The 15,736-nt window shown below is 58.9% G+C and carries 19 protein-coding genes; 6 read left to right on the top strand and 13 right to left on the bottom strand.

Translation table 11 applies throughout. The annotated features are described in order from the left end of the window. Positions 1–72: 72 nt before the first annotated feature. Positions 73–1,287 carry an MFS transporter gene (locus IWW33_RS24950; protein WP_174141336.1) on the top strand — a complete coding sequence of 405 codons (1,215 nt, stop codon included), beginning with the start codon at positions 73–75 and terminating at the stop codon, positions 1,285–1,287. Positions 1,288–1,337: 50 nt separating this feature from the next. On the opposite strand, the gene IWW33_RS26805 is transcribed toward IWW33_RS24950, so the two are convergent. From IWW33_RS26805 to IWW33_RS24935, 4 genes are all read right to left on the bottom strand, one after another. Beyond that, positions 1,338–1,610, bottom strand: coding sequence for a hypothetical protein (locus IWW33_RS26805; protein ID WP_174141335.1), 273 nt, complete (start codon positions 1,608–1,610; stop codon positions 1,338–1,340). A gap of 56 nt (positions 1,611–1,666) precedes the next feature. Continuing rightward, the gene (locus IWW33_RS24945; RefSeq protein WP_046786317.1) at positions 1,667–2,206 is read right to left on the bottom strand and encodes a type 1 glutamine amidotransferase domain-containing protein; all 540 of its coding nucleotides are present in this window, start codon (positions 2,204–2,206) and stop codon (positions 1,667–1,669) included. An 81-nt stretch (positions 2,207–2,287) separates the two neighbouring features. Then, complete coding sequence (locus tag IWW33_RS24940) at positions 2,288–3,616, bottom strand: SDR family oxidoreductase (RefSeq protein WP_174141334.1); 1,329 nt, start codon at positions 3,614–3,616, stop codon at positions 2,288–2,290. Positions 3,617–3,718: 102 nt separating this feature from the next. Next, positions 3,719–4,411: a YetF domain-containing protein gene (locus IWW33_RS24935; RefSeq protein WP_119689021.1), complete on the bottom strand. Its 693-nt coding sequence runs from the start codon at positions 4,409–4,411 to the stop codon at positions 3,719–3,721. 282 nt (positions 4,412–4,693) lie between these two features. On the opposite strand from IWW33_RS24935, the gene IWW33_RS26800 reads away from it, so the two are divergent. Both IWW33_RS26800 and IWW33_RS24930 read left to right on the top strand, forming a co-directional pair. Then, on the top strand, positions 4,694–4,999 hold the full coding sequence (locus IWW33_RS26800) for a hypothetical protein (RefSeq protein ID WP_080952115.1): 306 nt from the start codon (positions 4,694–4,696) through the stop codon (positions 4,997–4,999). A gap of 165 nt (positions 5,000–5,164) precedes the next feature. Then, positions 5,165–5,551: an NUDIX domain-containing protein gene (locus IWW33_RS24930; protein WP_119689022.1), complete on the top strand. Its 387-nt coding sequence runs from the start codon at positions 5,165–5,167 to the stop codon at positions 5,549–5,551. Positions 5,552–5,557: 6 nt separating this feature from the next. On the opposite strand, the gene IWW33_RS24925 is transcribed toward IWW33_RS24930, so the two are convergent. Beyond that, a complete protein-coding gene (locus IWW33_RS24925) occupies positions 5,558–6,361 on the bottom strand; it encodes an OBAP family protein (protein WP_174141395.1) in 804 nt (267 codons plus the stop codon). Positions 6,362–6,386: 25 nt separating this feature from the next. Further along, entirely contained in the window at positions 6,387–6,530 is a 144-nt protein-coding gene (locus IWW33_RS24920; protein WP_158621126.1) for a hypothetical protein, read from the bottom strand. A gap of 178 nt (positions 6,531–6,708) precedes the next feature. Between IWW33_RS24920 and IWW33_RS24915 the strand changes: the two genes are divergently transcribed. Together IWW33_RS24915 and IWW33_RS24910 are read left to right on the top strand one after the other, a co-directional pair. Further along, positions 6,709–9,264 carry an EAL domain-containing protein gene (locus tag IWW33_RS24915; RefSeq protein WP_174141333.1) on the top strand — a complete coding sequence of 852 codons (2,556 nt, stop codon included), beginning with the start codon at positions 6,709–6,711 and terminating at the stop codon, positions 9,262–9,264. 43 nt (positions 9,265–9,307) lie between these two features. Further along, positions 9,308–9,526: a hypothetical protein gene (locus IWW33_RS24910; protein ID WP_046786312.1), complete on the top strand. Its 219-nt coding sequence runs from the start codon at positions 9,308–9,310 to the stop codon at positions 9,524–9,526. A 79-nt stretch (positions 9,527–9,605) separates the two neighbouring features. Here the strand turns inward: IWW33_RS24910 and IWW33_RS24905 are convergent, their stop codons facing one another. Genes IWW33_RS24905 through IWW33_RS24895 form a run of 3 tightly spaced genes read right to left on the bottom strand, consistent with a single transcriptional unit; the run spans position 9,606 to position 11,078 of the window. Next, a complete protein-coding gene (locus IWW33_RS24905; RefSeq protein ID WP_174141332.1) occupies positions 9,606–10,049 on the bottom strand; it encodes a YetF domain-containing protein in 444 nt (147 codons plus the stop codon). 8 nt (positions 10,050–10,057) lie between these two features. Next, positions 10,058–10,564, bottom strand: coding sequence for a hypothetical protein (locus IWW33_RS24900; protein ID WP_115275556.1), 507 nt, complete (start codon positions 10,562–10,564; stop codon positions 10,058–10,060). Between the two features lie 10 nt (positions 10,565–10,574). Then, entirely contained in the window at positions 10,575–11,078 is a 504-nt protein-coding gene (locus IWW33_RS24895; protein WP_046786311.1) for a CinA family protein, read from the bottom strand. Between the two features lie 190 nt (positions 11,079–11,268). Between IWW33_RS24895 and IWW33_RS24890 the strand changes: the two genes are divergently transcribed. Further along, complete coding sequence (locus IWW33_RS24890) at positions 11,269–11,502, top strand: PLDc N-terminal domain-containing protein (protein WP_046786310.1); 234 nt, start codon at positions 11,269–11,271, stop codon at positions 11,500–11,502. Positions 11,503–11,877: 375 nt separating this feature from the next. Here the strand turns inward: IWW33_RS24890 and IWW33_RS24885 are convergent, their stop codons facing one another. Genes IWW33_RS24885 through IWW33_RS24870 form a run of 4 tightly spaced genes read right to left on the bottom strand, consistent with a single transcriptional unit; the run spans position 11,878 to position 15,731 of the window. Then, positions 11,878–12,174 carry a winged helix-turn-helix domain-containing protein gene (locus IWW33_RS24885; RefSeq protein ID WP_125923141.1) on the bottom strand — a complete coding sequence of 99 codons (297 nt, stop codon included), beginning with the start codon at positions 12,172–12,174 and terminating at the stop codon, positions 11,878–11,880. Positions 12,175–12,213: 39 nt separating this feature from the next. Then, a complete protein-coding gene (gene grxB / locus IWW33_RS24880) occupies positions 12,214–12,846 on the bottom strand; it encodes a glutaredoxin 2 (RefSeq protein ID WP_174141331.1) in 633 nt (210 codons plus the stop codon). A 42-nt stretch (positions 12,847–12,888) separates the two neighbouring features. Next, positions 12,889–13,641 (bottom strand): SDR family oxidoreductase, encoded by a 753-nt coding sequence (locus IWW33_RS24875; RefSeq protein ID WP_174141330.1) that lies wholly within the window; start codon positions 13,639–13,641, stop codon positions 12,889–12,891. Between the two features lie 59 nt (positions 13,642–13,700). Next, the gene (locus IWW33_RS24870; protein WP_174141329.1) at positions 13,701–15,731 is read right to left on the bottom strand and encodes a pyrroloquinoline quinone-dependent dehydrogenase; all 2,031 of its coding nucleotides are present in this window, start codon (positions 15,729–15,731) and stop codon (positions 13,701–13,703) included. Positions 15,732–15,736 lie beyond the last annotated feature (5 nt).

Genomic DNA, 15,736 nt, shown 5'->3' with positions numbered 1-15,736 from the left:
CCATCGCCAGGCCCAGCCTCTGCCCTGGGCCTGGGCACCTGCGTCTTTGAAATTGTTAAACCGAGATCCGTTATGAGCAGCCCTGCAATACACCTTCAACATACAAGCCGTCAGGTCTGGAGCGCTGTCCTGGCGATGTCGCTCTGTGCCTTCGCCCTGGTGGCTTCGGAGTTCCTGCCAGTGAGCTTGCTCACTCCGATAGCGTCCGATTTGTCACTGACTGAAGGCCAGGCTGGGCAGGCCATATCCATCTCGGGTTTCTTTGCCGTCATCACTAGCCTGATGCTGGCCCCCATGACCCAGGGGATCGACCGCAAGCCTGTCCTGCTGGCCACGACCGCGCTGATGCTGATTTCCGGGGGGATGGTGGCATTCGCCCCGAACTACCTGACATTGATGGTGGGGCGCGCCGTGCTAGGAGTCGCCATCGGTGGCTACTGGTCGATGTCCACCGCGGTGATGATGCGCATCGCCCCCGAACCGCTCGTTCCCAAGGCTATTGCCCTGATGCAGGGCGGTACCGCGTTGGCTACGGCAATCGCGGCGCCGGTCGGAAGCTACCTGGGCGGCATGATTGGCTGGAGAGGGGCGTTCTTTTGCGTTCTGCCGTTGGCCGCCTTGGCGTTGATGTGGCAAGCCTTCACGCTGCCAGCGATGCCAAGCGAGCGCAACGCGGCGTCAGCAACCGGATCCCTGCGTTTGCTGGCAGACTCCAGGGTCGCCCTCGGCATGGCGGCAGTTGCATTCCTGTTCATGGGGCAGTTCACACTGTTCACCTATCTGCGGCCCTTCCTGGAAACGGTCACGCATGTGGACGTGCCCAGGCTCTCGCTTCTGCTGCTGATAATCGGCGCCGCAGGGCTGGTCGGTACGATGGTAGTTGGCACGCTCGTTGGTCGACACCTGAACCGCGTTCTTCTGGGAGTACCGTTGATAATGACTGCCATCGCTTTCGCCGTGATCACGGTCGGTAGCTGGGTCGTTCCAGTCGCTGTCTTGCTCGGTATCTGGGGGCTGGTCTCCACCTGTGCTCCCGTGGGCTGGTTCACCTGGTTGGCCAAGGCATTGCCGCACCAGGCAGAGGCCGGAGGTGGCTTGATGGTCGCCGTGATTCAGTTGGCCATCACGGCGGGCGCAACTGCGGGCGGGGTGCTGTACGACGGATTCGGCCATCAAGCCACATTCCTGGCCAGCGGTGTGTTTTTGCTGGCGGCAACCGCGCTAAGCGTTGTTACTAATCGAGCGTTGCCTGGTACAAGCCGTATACCCAATGGCACAAGCCAGTGAGACGCCCCCCCGGCAGACGGCATGTGCATTGGGTAAACCCTGTCTGCTGATCAAGCAGGCCGAGAGTGGGCTCCTTGCGTCCTCTTTGACGCAATTTTGTTCTTCCGCCAGCCCCTAAGGTTCATGAGGCACAGCACGAGCTGCAGCACGATCAAAGCCCACGCTTGAGCGTGCAAGCCCCAGGCCGACCACAGCAGGTTACTGGCGATGAAGCAGCAGAATCCCACTTTACGCCGGCCGGGACGGCGCGAGCCTATACACCAGGCTGCCAATACCGTGACAGCCATGGCAGGCCATTCCAACAAATCGATCCAGTCTTCCATCAGGCACAATCCCAATCGTTTCGCTGCTGTTCACACTCTGCGCAGGTACGCGAAACTCAGCCTGCCAACGCTTTGATCAACTGTTCATTGAAGGCGGGGATATCGTCCGGCTGGCGGCTGCTGATCAGGTTGCCATCCACCACTACCTGTTCATCCACCCACGTGCCGCCGGCGTTGCGAATATCATCCTGCAAGGTCTTGTAGCTGGTCATCCGCTTGCCTTTGGCCAACCCGCTCGATACCAGCAGCCAGGCACCGTGGCAGATGACAGCCAGCGGTCTGCCTGCTGCGTCGTGGCTTTTAACCAGCTTTTGCGCGCCGGGAATCAAGCGAATCGTGTCGGAGTTCTGAACGCCGCCGGGCAGCACCAAGGCATCGTAAAGATCGAGATGGGCACCCTCGAAAGTCGCGTCCACGGCGAATTCGTCGGCGGGCTTGTCATGGTTCCAGCCACGGACCGTACCTTCCTTATCCCCCAGGATGTCGACCACCGCACCGCTGTTTTCCAACGCCTCACGAGGGCCGGTCAGTTCCACCTGCTCGAAGCCGTCGGTGACCAGAAAGGCCACGCGCTTACCGTTCAGTTGTGCACTCATCATTCATCTCCTTTACCGATAGACCTTAAATAGGGGCCCGCAATGGCGAGCAAAGTTCCTGCTCGTTGCTCGGTGGTGCGCTTAACGGCGCCTGCGTTGCGAGCGGGTGACGGCCAGCCCAGCGATGACTCCGAGGGCTGCCGCCACGCCCCACAACGGCATGTTGTCGTTGCTGGATTTCCAACCACCATCCACGCTGCGCCGGCCACTCGGTGGCTCGAACAGGTTGCCGGAAGAAACCTCTACATTGGGGCTGCGGTTCAAGGCCCTGCGTGTCAGCCACCCTGAAACCAGCGCCAGGCGCGGAACGACGTAGCTCGCCAGATGAGCAAGGCGAGCGGCAGCGCCCACCGTGGTGTTGGCGCGTGGGGAGATGGCGGTAGCTACCATGGCCTTGGCTACCCGCTCCGGATCGTAGATCGGCCCGGGTGGCGTGAGCGCATGGCCGGTGTAATTGCCGCCATCCCTGAAGCCTGGGGTGTCCATGACCGCTGGATAAATGTCGCAGACGTGGATGTCGGGGAACTCCGTCAATTCTCCGCGCAGCGCTTCGGTCAGGCCGCGCAGGCCGAATTTGCTTGCCGAATAGGCCGCCGCGTAGGGCTGGGCAACCCAGCTGCCCAGTGACAGTGTGTTGATGAGGATGCCGCTGCGTTGGGCCTTGAAATAGGGAAGGGCCACGTGGGCCCCGCGCAGGTAACCGATCAGGTCGGTCTGAATGACCTGTTCATGTGCCTCCAGGGGCGTTTGCTCGAAGTTGCCCACCGCGCCAACGCCTGCGTTATTGACCCAGATATCGATCCGGCCATGGCCAAATTCGGCCGCCTGGGTGGCCAGCGCTTGCACCTGGTCGCTACGGGTGACGTCGGTAATGATTGCCACGGCGTCTGTTCCACAGTCGGTGCATTCGTCCAGCACGTCGAACAACGCCTGCTCATCGCGTGCGGCGAGCACCAGCCGCGCGCCTTTGCAAGCGAAGGCATGCGCGGCAGCCCTGCCTATACCACTCGATGCGCCAGTGATGACCACGACCTTGCCGCGCAACGGGCCCTTTACCGGTGCTGGAGCTTCAGGTTCGTCAGGTTGTGAGGCTTGCTCGATGTTGCCAGCCGTAGGTAGGAGGGTATCACTGGCTGCTATCTTCGAGAGCTGCAGTGCAGTGCCGTCGACCAGCACCAGCTTCATGCCCTCAATGGTGCCCGCCACCCGCTCCGGGAAGACCGGTTCACCTTGCGCATCCAGACTGTCATAGATGAACTTCGTCCCTTCAAGCCAGCCGACTGCCGTGAGCAGCTCGGGGCCAAGGTAATACTTGCCGTCCTGAAAAAAACCAGGGAACTGATGAGCGCGTTCGACGTTCTCCACGCAGTAACGTTCGCCTGGTTTCATGCCTGTCGCTTGATCGATCATGGTACAAACCCCTTCGCATGAATGCCTGCAATATGCTGTGTGCCTAAGCAGCTGAATGCTGGAGATGCAGCAAAGTTCAGAGGAGAGGGCAGGCGGTATCAGCTAACGGTTGCGCATCGTATGCAGTGCTGGAGACCAGACAGCATGGCCGCAGCGTTCACACGCGATCGAATCGTGCGACTGATGGTAGGCAGGAAAGCCACAGCCCACACAACAATAGAGGCCAGCCTGGGGCGGTGTTGTGTATTCCGGCCGATGCTCGAATGGAAGTACTGACAGGCCGGCCCTGGTGTCCTCCGGCCCATAGAAATACACGCTGAGTTCTCCGTCGGTTTCCAGCAGACCTAAACGTACCTGGCCCAAGTGCTCGACACCTCGCTGGCGTAGCTCCATGAAGAGCTCGTTCGACGAAATGTTCATATTGCGCAGCGAGTGGATTTCGTACATGCCGTCCTTCACTACTGTTATTGGCAATCCATCAATCAAGGCTTCGCAAGCCTTGCTTCGTTTCATGAGGAAGACGATACCCCGATACAGCAGCAGGAGCGTCAGGAACACCAGTCCCACCGGGAGCAGGGGAACATCCTCGTAGAAGGTCACATCGCCGGCAGCGGAGCCAAGGGTCAGAATGACGACCAGCTCGAAGCGGGAGAGCTGTTTGATCCCGCGTCGGCCACTGAATTTGAGAAAGAAGAATACGGCCGTAAAAGCCGCCAAGACCCTGAAGGCGACTTCGAGAAGAAAGGCGAGAGGCAGCTCGCCGAGGAGCATCCGTTGAAGGTCGAACGGTACCATTCGAGTTCCTTTCCTGCAGGCTGGTGGGTCAAAGGTTTACGGTAAGGGCATCATCACCCATCCCTACCTGAGACACTTCAATGAGGATCAAGATCCCCACCGGGGTTCCAGCGAAGAACTGTAGAACTTTCGGAAAACTATACAAAGTATTGAGATTGTATAGTTTTTCTGCCGATAGTCAGATTCAGTTCTCAATTCACGGACTTTCGATTGTCTGCCTGAACAGGTTCGCTATTTTAAGTATCTAGTAAGAAGGGCAGGCCGAACACCGAGGGAGGCTTTATGAGAACTCGAGGACATGTGTACTGGGACTGGGCAGACCCCAGTCTTCACAATCGCAGCCATGACGAAATTCTTGACGATGGAACTCACATCGACGTGCAAGTCCGGTTATCCCGCACCGGAAACACGCAGATGTTCATAGGCGTCTACGCACCCTCTGGGGCCGCGCTGCACGAAGAAGCTTTCGACTCTCGGCCTGGAGAGTCGATGACCCGGGCATTGGCCTGGGGTGTGGGACGTGCCCGCAAATTTGCTTGCGAACCATCGCTCCTCAAACCTGAGTCAGCTTCGGCGAGTGGAAGATGAACTACGCGCTGCCAATCCACGCGCGGGATTGTCGATTCAATTGCTGGCGCGCGATTTCCTTTTGCAGGTCTGACTGTAGTGCCGGCCATGATACGGACAGAGTTTTGAACGTACCGAATATTCAGGTAGTCCACCGTTACTCAAGAATGGGTAAAGGAGGTGACCATGCCTAAACAAGGCGAGCTTCGAGCAAGAGCTACAGTGCTTTGCTTTCGCAGCGGCAGGCTATTGCTGGTGCGCCGCAAATCGCGCAAATGGAATTTCCCGGGGGGCGGCGTCAAACCGCACGAGCCTCCTCACAATGCGGCCATACGCGAACTCCAGGAGGAAACAGGTATTCGCCGCCGGCGTCTGGTAGCACTGTGCACTGTCCGTGCGGGTCGTATTGTCCATCACATCTTCACATTGCAGATCGATGAACAAGACCACCCTGTGCCGGGAAACGAAATCGTGGCGTGCAAGTGGGTGCCGCGCGACAAGTTGGCACCGTCCCGCCTCAAGCCTTCAGCTGCCGAACTGCTTGCACGCCAGCTTCCGGCCTTGATCGCCTGACCCGATTCATGGGCTTGAACGACTGTTCGAATCGTTGGTTGTCGGGAGGGCAGCCGGGGCATGATCGTGCTGGCCGGTCGGGTCGGTGATCTGGATGATATTGCCATGCTGCCAGCCATCCGCTGCGGGGTCGGCTGGAGGGATGGGGATGTCGGCGCGTAGGGCCTTGCTTTTGCGCATATCCAGCTGCAATCGTTGACTGCGTTGGCGAACCATGGCGGGGTCGGCCTGCCCATCTGCAGTGAACCCCATCATCAACTGCGGCACACCAAGGGGCAGCCGCTTGCCCTGATCGGTGTGCCAGGTATGCCACGTCTTGCCATAGGTATGGGCCAAGCGCTTCATCAAGGCATGCTCGGCGCTCGCGGGTATCGCCGGTGCGCTCAACTGGCCGGAGGATACCTCATAGCCATGGCTGTGCCACATGGGCTTTTCAGCGGCAGGCAGTTTGGCGAACAGGCTGGCGTCAATGATGTACTCGACGCCCATGATCTTGGCAGCCTGGGTATTGCCGTCGTAAATCACGCATTGAATGACGTCTTCGTTGAGAATCGCGCAGTAGTGATGAGCCTCCATTTGGGCGTCCGGCTGACCGTTATAAAAATGAAACCCGTTGAGGTAGGCGTTGAGCGCATCAATCGGGGGCTTGGCCTGAAGCACCGCAGCGCCTGCTTCGAGCAATTGAGTGCCCGTCGTTGTAGGCCTACCAGGTGCCTCTACGGGGGATTTGGTAGTGGCAGCGCTGCAGCCCCATAGACCAAGGCCGCAAGCAACAGGTAACACAGCGTAAAAGACTCTGAGTGCGCGCATGGAACATTTCCCAGGGGGCAGGTGATCAGCCATCAGACTGCTCTTCAGGTGGTACCTGATCATCAGGCCAATCAGGCGCCTCATCGTCCGGGCCAGGCTTGGGAGCTGGCTCCCCCGGGTTCTGAGGGACTTCATCGACATACGGGTCGGGTTGGTTGGAAGCTGCCATGTCGTGGCTCCTGCGCGGTGGGGTTGCCTCTGGTTAGGCAGCGATACCCCAGGCCTGTTCCATTTGATTGCCGGCAGATCCAGGGCCCCCGACGCGCAGGCCACCGGTTGTCACTTTTAGCGATCATTTCCGGTGTCGGTTCAGTCAATCGTAAAAATCCCAGGCATTCGGTGACTGAATGGACGCAATCAATAGCAATAGCAATGATCTGTCGACGCGCAGCGATGTGGTTCGACAGTTGATACTGGTGTTTTCCGGGCTGCTGATGCTGGTGCTGATCGTAGGGTTGGTGTCCCTCTATCGAATCGCGGGGTCACTGGATCATCGCGAAAGGGCGCAAAGCCGTTTTCATGCTGAATCTGCAATGAACCAGCTACAAAAAAATGAGCGCAGCTATGTACTTACCCATGCGATCTGGCAATCGGCATTTGATCACCTGGGTCGCGAAGCCGATGTGCAGTGGGCTTTTGATGAGGACAACGTGGGCCCCACGCTGTATACCGCGGATGGTTATACGGCCGTGTTCGTATTAGATGGCAATGGCACCCCTTATGCCATGGTCAATGGCCAATTGAGCGGTGAAGGCTTCGCTCGCTACAGCCTTCAGGCAGACAGGATCATCAGCCAGGCGCGGCAGGTTGCTGCCAAGCAACAAGCCGCCTCAGGTTACTTCCGGTTCGGTGAGCAACCAGCGATTTTCGCCGCTGCGGTCATTCAGCCGCCTTCTATGCCGCATCATCTACCCGCTCCCAGCGCAGTTATGGTGTTTGTCAGGGTGCTCGATGCCAGCGTGCTCGAACCTTTGGGCCGTGCTGCTGGGCTGTCTGGCCTCGCCGTCACCGATCTGAACACCGGTGACGAGGCGAGGGGAGCCCTGCCACTGGAAGGCAGCGCTCATATTCTGACGTGGAACATCGTACGGCCGGGCAGTGAGCTGATTTCTACGGTGGTGCCAGCGCTAGCGTTAGCAGTCGTGCTCATTGGCGTATTGGTGACGCTGTTCGCCCGTTATGCCATGCGCGCCAGCACGGGTATCGACCGCAGCCACCAGCAGCTTGCCGCCTCCAAAGCGGCGCTGGAAACCAGCGAGGAGCGGTTCAGGGCTGTGGCCGAAGCTTCATCCGACTGGATATGGGAGACCGATGCCGATTTGCATCTGATCTACCTGTCGGCTCGATTTGCCGAGCTAACCGGGCACCCGGCAGGCGCTTGGCTGCATCGACCGATTACCGAACTGCTCGATTGCGATACCGCGCACCTGGAACATTGGCTGCACGGCTTGGCCGCCAGCCACGCTACGGGCAGCTTGCGCTGCCAATACCATGACCACCTCGGGCAGCAGCGTATTTGTCGCATTGCGGCACGGGCAAGTATCGATCATGGCCACTGTAAAGGGTTTCGTGGAACCTGCAGCGATATCACCGACGAAGTCGCCGCTCATGCCCAGATCCAGCACCTGTCGCTGCACGACGCCCTTACAGGGCTGCCCAACCGCAACAAACTTTTCCGATTTCTGGAACAGGCTGCACAGGGCGCTTCGCCACAGGCCGTAGCGCTGATTTTGCTGGACCTTGATAACTTCAAGCCCATCAATGACAGCCTTGGCCACCCGACCGGCGACGCGGTGCTCATTGAGGTGGCGAGGCGCCTTGATGAAATAACGCGAGAAAGTGACCTGGTGGCCCGTCTTGGAGGGGACGAATTCATCATCGTGCTCTCACGTCCCGGACAGCGAACAGAAGTGGATGGCTTCTGTGCCCGAGTGGTGGAGTCACTGCAACGACCTATTCTGGCGGAGGGCCATTGCGTTCAGGTCGGTGTCAGCCTCGGCGTAGCTCTTTCAGCTGACTATCCTGGCACTGCAAGTGACTTGATCCGATATGCAGACATCGCGCTATACGGCGCAAAGTCTGCTGGCAAGCATACCTGGCGCTACTTTTCTGCGCAGATGAACGAAGCGCTGCTGGAGAAACGCATGCTCGAACGGGAGCTGCGCGAAGGCATCGGCCGTGACGAGCTCGTGCTGCATTTCCAGCCGCGCTACAAGGTCGACGGTACGACGGTTGCCTCGGCGGAAGCGCTGGTGCGTTGGCAGCATCCGCGCAAGGGCTTGCTGCGCCCGGATCGATTCATTGCCTTGGCCGAGGAATCCGATCTGATCGTGCAGTTGGGTAACTGGGTCCTCCACGAAGCATGTGCCAAGGCCAAGACGTGGCCAATGGAGATCATGGTCTCGGTCAACATGTCGCCGGCCCAGTTCAGCCGCAGTGACGTAGTGCGTGATGTTGCCGAGGCGTTGCGACATACAGGGTTACCTGCCCATCGCCTGGAATTGGAGATCACCGAAAATGTGATGCTCAATGACGTCGAAGGTGCCCTGCAGACCATGAACGCGTTAAAGGAACTGGGGGTTCGCTTGAACATGGATGACTTTGGTACCGGTTATTCTTCCTTGGGCTACCTGCGAACTTATCCGTTCGACAGCATCAAGATAGACAAACGTTTCGTTCAATCTTTGGGCAAGAGCGCAAGTGACCGCAGTGTGGTTCAGGCGATCATCAACCTGGGCAATGCGATGGGCATGACGGTCACCGCCGAGGGCGTTGAGACCGCTGAGCAACTGGCGCTGCTCAGTGATGACCGGTGCCATGAAGTGCAAGGTTTCTTGCTCAGCAGACCGGTCGACCACGAAGTGCTGGTGCGGCTCATGGTTGCAAGTCAATCAAATGCTTAGATACCCACTCCTTCTTCACCCGTAACCTCGGAGAATTGAAGCGATGGCCAAGTACCTTTATTTGATCAGCTATATCCTCGACAACCAGCCTGGCACTTGCGAGTGTCGCAGCGACGAAGAAGACCTGAGCAGGGAGGCCGCCCGTGAGTACCTGCAGGGGCTTCATCGCAACGAAGCGTCTTCGTTCTCTGATGTGCAGGTACAGCGCCTGGAGCATGACCATGAGCCCGGCACGTCGCCGGGCCATTACCAACAGCCTTGAACCGAACCAGCTTCCCGCAGCAGGCCCAGGCATCAGCGCGTGCACCAGCACGCCTGCTGGAGTATCTGCTGCGGCCCGATCAGTCCTGAGGGATTATCGAAATCTTGCCGTTGCGTTCGACGATGGCAAATTTGATCTTGGCTACAGTTTCTATGCCCTGGCTGTCGCGAGCAGACTCAAGTATGTCGTCTTCTGTCAGCCGCGCTTTACGCATGCGGTGATGAAGAAAGCGTCCTTGTTCGACCACCAGCGTAGCGTGCCCGTCTAGCAGTCGCGCCAGCCGTTTGGAATTGAGCTTGGCCAGCGACAAGCCGACTTCTAGCGCGATCAAGGTGGCGATGACCAGCATGGCGTTGGTGAAGGAGAAGTCATCGCCCAGTAAAGCCTGCTGAGTCGCTTCGCCAATTATCAGCAGCAACACGAAGTCAAAAGTGGTCAAGTCCGCCAGTGAACGCCGGCCAGCCACGCGAAACAGCAACATCAGAGCGAGGTACATGCCTGCCGCGCGAAGAATGGAGTCCATGGTCGCTCCTACGGATAAAGGAAGGTAGAGAAATGCACCGCGCTTTGCGGGCCGGCGCTGACGATCCCTTCAAGGGGGCCGACGTGTTCGCTGCGCAAGGTGAGGTAGAGCGTGGCCACTCCATCCTTGCTGGTGCCCAACTGCAGCAGCAGCGACTCGCCGTGCGAGAGCGACTTCTGCGGTTGTGGTTGCAGCATTTCGATACTCGCTTCGCGCAGCAAGTCGCCCCCGAGCAGTATCATCACCGGCTGCCCGGCAATCCCGTGAACAGTGATGCGCACGTTTTCAGATGTACCGCTGCGGCTGAGCCGCTGATACGCCACTGCCACTCGCCCATCTGTACTCACGAGTTGGGCATCACTGAGCGGGCCATTGCCGAACAGCCCCGCAAGCGCCATCAGCACGATCAACACCAGCGCATACCAGCCGACCCGTTCGAAGCGCCACACGCGTTGCTGCATAGGCATGTCTTCCTCGACAGGATGACGCCTGGAAACGCGCTCATCGTCGTTCATGGTGGTGCCCTCACGCGCGCTCACCGCGAAGCCAGCGCTGGTGATAATGCGCCAGACGCGTCAGCCCGTAGAGCGCCCCCTCACGCATGACATCGGCGCGTTCACCAAAAAACCGTTGGCTGCGGGTGAACACCGCCAATGGCTCACCCGCAAATGCCCAGGCGAAACAAAGGGTGCCAGGCGCGATACCGTCATGAGGTTCCGGCCCGCTGATGCCGGTGGTGGCGATAGCAACGGTCGCGTCGCTGTGCCCGAGTGCGCCCAAGGCCATTTCCCGAGCGACCGCTTCGCTGGTCAATCCGTAGCGCTCGATGGTTTTCGGGCTCACGCCGAGCAGGCGCTGCTTGGCACTGGGTGAGTAGACTACATAGCCGCTTTCCAGCACCTCTCCGGTCCCCGGTAACGTGGCCAGCAGGGCGATCATCGTGCCAGCCGTACAGGATTCGGCGGTAGTCAGCAGCAATTTGTGCGACTTGAGGTATTCAAGCGTTTCGGACAGGGGAGCGGTAGCCATTGCGCAGCTCTCGTTGCGGTTTTTCGGTGGACGTGCTGGATGCGATGTTGGTTCATTGCCGATGGCCTCCGCTTATCCCGACCGCTCAACATCGTCTGAACTTTGCCACGCGCGATGACTTCTTTTGAGTAAGGGCCGTGATGTACGCGAAGACGGTGCGGCCTGTTCCCCAAGCAGAGGAGAGGCGATCATGACCGAGCCTGTGACATATTTCTGGATTGCGGTGGCGGCGATCATCCTGCTGGTTGATCTATGGGCGATCGTCAGCGTGTTTCGTAGCGACAAGCCCGATGTGACGAAGGCAATGTGGGCGTTGCTGCTGCTGGCGCTGCCAATTATCGGCCTGGCTATCTGGGGTGTACTTGGGCCCCGGGGCATCAAGCGCGGTACGGGGCCGTCCTCACCTGAACATAGCAAGGGATAGCACCAAGCATTCCAAACTCATCCAGGTACTTGGATTTTTCACGTAACGAACTGCACTCGCATTTCATTACCCGCTGGGTAAAAACTGCCGAGCGCTTAGAGCTACTCAAGACGGCCTTCGTAAGATGCAGGCAGTTCAGTGGAAGAATGGCTTGAGCGAGTGGTAATTTGCGCACAAAAGAAAGCCCGCTGCTGGGCGGGCAAGGTCTATCACACGTAGGGGTAGCTTCAGGCTCGCTCAAGCCCCGTGAAAATTAAGTGAAAGAAAAGTCCCCGCAATGTGATGCCCGATAAACAACGGTTCGGTTCGCAGGGCAGCTGATGGGTGAGGCGATCAAATCACTGAAAACCTCATCCGGCACGCCAAACACCACTGTCACGCTGCTCTTCTTACAGTCAACTGCAGGCAAAGGCCTTTGCCCCGAAAGGTTTTGATCTCGACCGGCGCGTCCAATGTCTTCAGAAGCTTTCTCAGATAACAAATCTGCACGTCGATGATCTTGGTACCAGGATCGAACTGGTACCCCCAGATTTCTCTGTAAATCGTCGGTCTGCTCACGACATGCCCTTGGTTGCGCAAAAGCAATGTCAAAATCCGGCTGGGCGTAGCTTTGACGGGGAAGTGAAGCTGATTGAAGCTCACCACACGGCGGCTGACGTCCACCGTCAGCATCTTAGCTGGCGCCGTAAAGATTGGCAGACCATCGGCAAATCACGCTTCTTGTCCGAACAGCAGGGGAACATTACATGACGCACTCAGCCGCTGCATGTAACCGAGCACCTGTGCCGGAAATGCTATCTGTTGGACGATGGACAGCGATCGCAACACAGGCCAGAGGGTAATGTCGTTGATTCCAAGTGTCGCTCTATCTGCTACCAATGGCGCCAGTGCATCAAGCAGGGGTTGCATTTCAGCGGCCAGTTTCGGCGTTTGCTCCCGTAGCACCTCCAAGTCACCGAAGGCTTGCTCTTCCCGCCGGCGGTAAGCCTCCCTCGCGGCTGGCGTGGCGCTCTCCGCAAACTGCCCGTTTACGAACCGCGGAATAAAAAGTTTGAGCGCTGTCGGCCAAGCTTCCTTGACCCATGCGTCGAGTGCGCGATCTTGTGGTGCGACCAGGGCGGGTGGGCCGATGCCGTCCAGATACCGAACAATGTCCAGGCTCTCGCCGATGTGACTGCCATCCTCCTTCTGCAGGATCGGCACGGCTTTCTTGCCGATCAGGCGGGTAGGTGTCTCAGCATCACCCTCCATGATGACTTCAAGCCTTACCGGAAGACGCTTGAACCCAACGATCATGCGGGCGCGCGTACAGAAGGGGCAGTGTTCGTAGATATAAAGTTTCATCACGTCGATCCTCGCTCCTAGAGCCAATACCGAGGCGGGCACTCAGAACTGCACTGAGCGCGTCAGGCCACCATCGACCAGAAGGTTGGTACCGGTTGTGAAACTTGCCGCGGGACTGGCCAGGAACACCACCGCTTTAGCGACCTCTTCCGGAGTAGCCATACGCCCCATCGGGTTATCGGCCAGGCATTTGGCGAAGGTATCGGGTTGTTCTCGTTCGATATCTCCCCACACGCCTTCCGGGAAATACACATTGCCTGGAGAAACGGAGTTAACGCGGATGCCCTCATGGGCATGGCGCACCGAGAGGGTCTTGCCGTAGTGAAGCAAGGCTGCCTTCAGAACGCCATAGGGTTCTGCGAACATATCGACCTCGCGGCCCGAGACGCTCGAGATCAGCACGACCGCTGCCGCTTGTGATTGACGAAGAGCGGGCAGGGCGGCTTTGACCATCGTTGCACTGCCCAACAGGTCGGTGTCGAAGGCTCGCCGCCAGGTCTCCAGGTCATCACCCCCAGCCAAAGCACTGACGTTGGGCACGACGATATCCAGCCCGCCCATATGCTGTGCTGCTTCATTGACCCAGGCCCGAACATGCTCGGGCTGGGTAACATCCACCGCAGTGCCCCAAGCGCGCTCGCCAAACTCGAGCTGCGCGCTCTGAACGCCTGTTTGCCCCCGAGCACAGAATGCCACTTGGGCGCCTTCCTCGAGAAACAACTGCACGATAGCTCGGCCAATGCCTCGGGAGGCGCCGCTGACCAGCACCCGCTTACCCAGCAAGCCTAAATCCATGTTCAATCTCCTTTAACGATTTTGGCGAAGCGGGGCCTGAACAGGCCCCGCCTTGGCGATTACTTGCGCAGCTTGTATGCGATGATTTCGTCGCTGGTTCCGGTTTCCATGAAGGCATGCCCGGAAGCAGAGACAAGGACATACTGCTCACCGTCGACTTCATAGGAAATCGGGTTTGCCTGGGCACCCACCGTCAGCACGTCCTCCCACAGCACCTCACCGGTCGTAGTATCAATGGCACGGAACAGGTTATCGGTTGCCGCCCCGACGAACGTCAATCCACCCGCAGTCACCACAGTTCCGCCGTTGTTCGGCAAGCCGATGTTCAGCGGCAAATGCGATGGGATGCCGAATGGCCCGTTGCGGCGCGCGGTACCCAGCGGCTCGTCCCAAACGGTCTTGCCTGTGTCGAGGCTGATTGCGCGGATTCCACCATAGGGCGGTGCCGAGCATGGGACGCCTGTACCCCAGTTGCGCCAACCCGCATTCACGCTGATCGCGTATGGGGCGTTGACTTGCGGGTAGGTCGAGGCACCGCCTTCGCCTTTGCCTGACTTGCTGCCTGCTTTGTTCAAGGTGGTTTCATCGGGCTTCGGCGCGTAGATGGGTTTGAGCCCCATCTTGTCGGCCTGCTCGCGCGGTATCAGCTGGTTCAGGTTAGGAATGTCGTTGTAGTTGGCAATCAGCAGTCGGCGTACCGGGTCAATGGCTACCGACCCCCAATCTGACCCCCCGTTGTAGCCGGGGTACTGAATCCAGGGACGATCCACTGACGGTGGGGTCAGGTAGCCCTCGTAGTTGGCCTGGCGGAACTGGATACGGCACATCAGTTGGTCAAGCGGCGAGAAGCCCCACATGTCCGCTTCTGTTTTCGGTGCCTTGCGCAGGGTGTGCCATTCGGAGGTAGGCTGGGTATCAGCCAAAAACGCCGGCTCCACCGATCCCCCTTTAGGCGCCTTGACCTCACCGATCGGAATCAGCGGCTCGCCGGTGGCGCGATCCAGGATGTAGATGTCACCTTGCTTGGTCGGCAGCAACACCGCGGGTACCGGCTTACCGTCTTTGCCCGGGTAATCAAGCATCGTCGGCTGGCTGCCCAGATCGTAATCCCACACATCGTGCCGGATGGTCTGGAAGTGCCAGACGTCCTTGCCGGTCTTCACGTCCACGGCCACCAGCGAGGTCGAATATTTGTTTTCGGCCTCACTGCGGTTGGAGCCGTAATAATCGATCGAGGAGTTGCTGATCGGCAGATAGACATAACCGAGCTGCTCATCGCCCACCGCCGCCGTCCACATGTTCGGCGTGCCCCGGGTGTAAGTGCTGCCTTCGGCAGGGCCATGGACATTGTCAGGGTTACCCAGGTCCCACGCCCAAGCCATTTTGCCGGTGATCGCATCGTAGCCACGAATCACGCCCGATGGAGCATCCTCATCCTGACCATCACGGATCTGCGCGCCGGTGACTACGACACCGTTCACGATGGTCGGCGGCGCGGTCACCGCGTACCAGCCAGGAACCTTTTTGCCCAAACCTTCCCAGAGATCGACAATGCCGTTCTGGCCAAAGTCTTTGCACGGCTCACCGGTGCCGAGGTCGACTGCTACCAGCCGGGCATCCAGGGTGGCTTCAACCACTCGGCTGCGGCACTGTGCCGTTTCGGGCAGCTGCGGTGCGGTATACACCGCCACGCCCCGGCAGGCTGCCGCGTGAGGAATGGCCTGATCCGGTACGCCCGGATCGTGACGCCAATTCTCTGTGCCAGTTGCCGCATTGATCGAAATCAGGATGTTTTTGGCAGAGCACATCAGCAGATCGTTGCCGACCTTAACTGGCGTGGTCTCCGGAGAATAACGACTCCCAGGGTTCGGTAGATCCCGGGTGTGGTACACGAACGCACGCTCCAGGCGACCGACGTTCTCAGGAGTGATCTGCTTGAGGGGGCTGAAGCGCTGGGCGTTATGATCGCCCCCGTAGAATGGCCAGTCGCTTCCGACCTGGGAAATTTCCTGAGCCTTCGCGAACTGCATCTGGAGCGCGCAAGAAATCGCGAGGGCGAGGGCGCCCCCGTATTTGACGGATGTGAACATTACTA

This window comes from Pseudomonas sp. M2 (genome assembly GCF_015751845.1).
Lineage (GTDB): Bacteria > Pseudomonadota > Gammaproteobacteria > Pseudomonadales > Pseudomonadaceae > Aquipseudomonas > Aquipseudomonas putida_E.
Note: the sequence above shows the minus strand (reverse complement) of the source record. Positions and strands in the feature narration are given on the sequence as shown.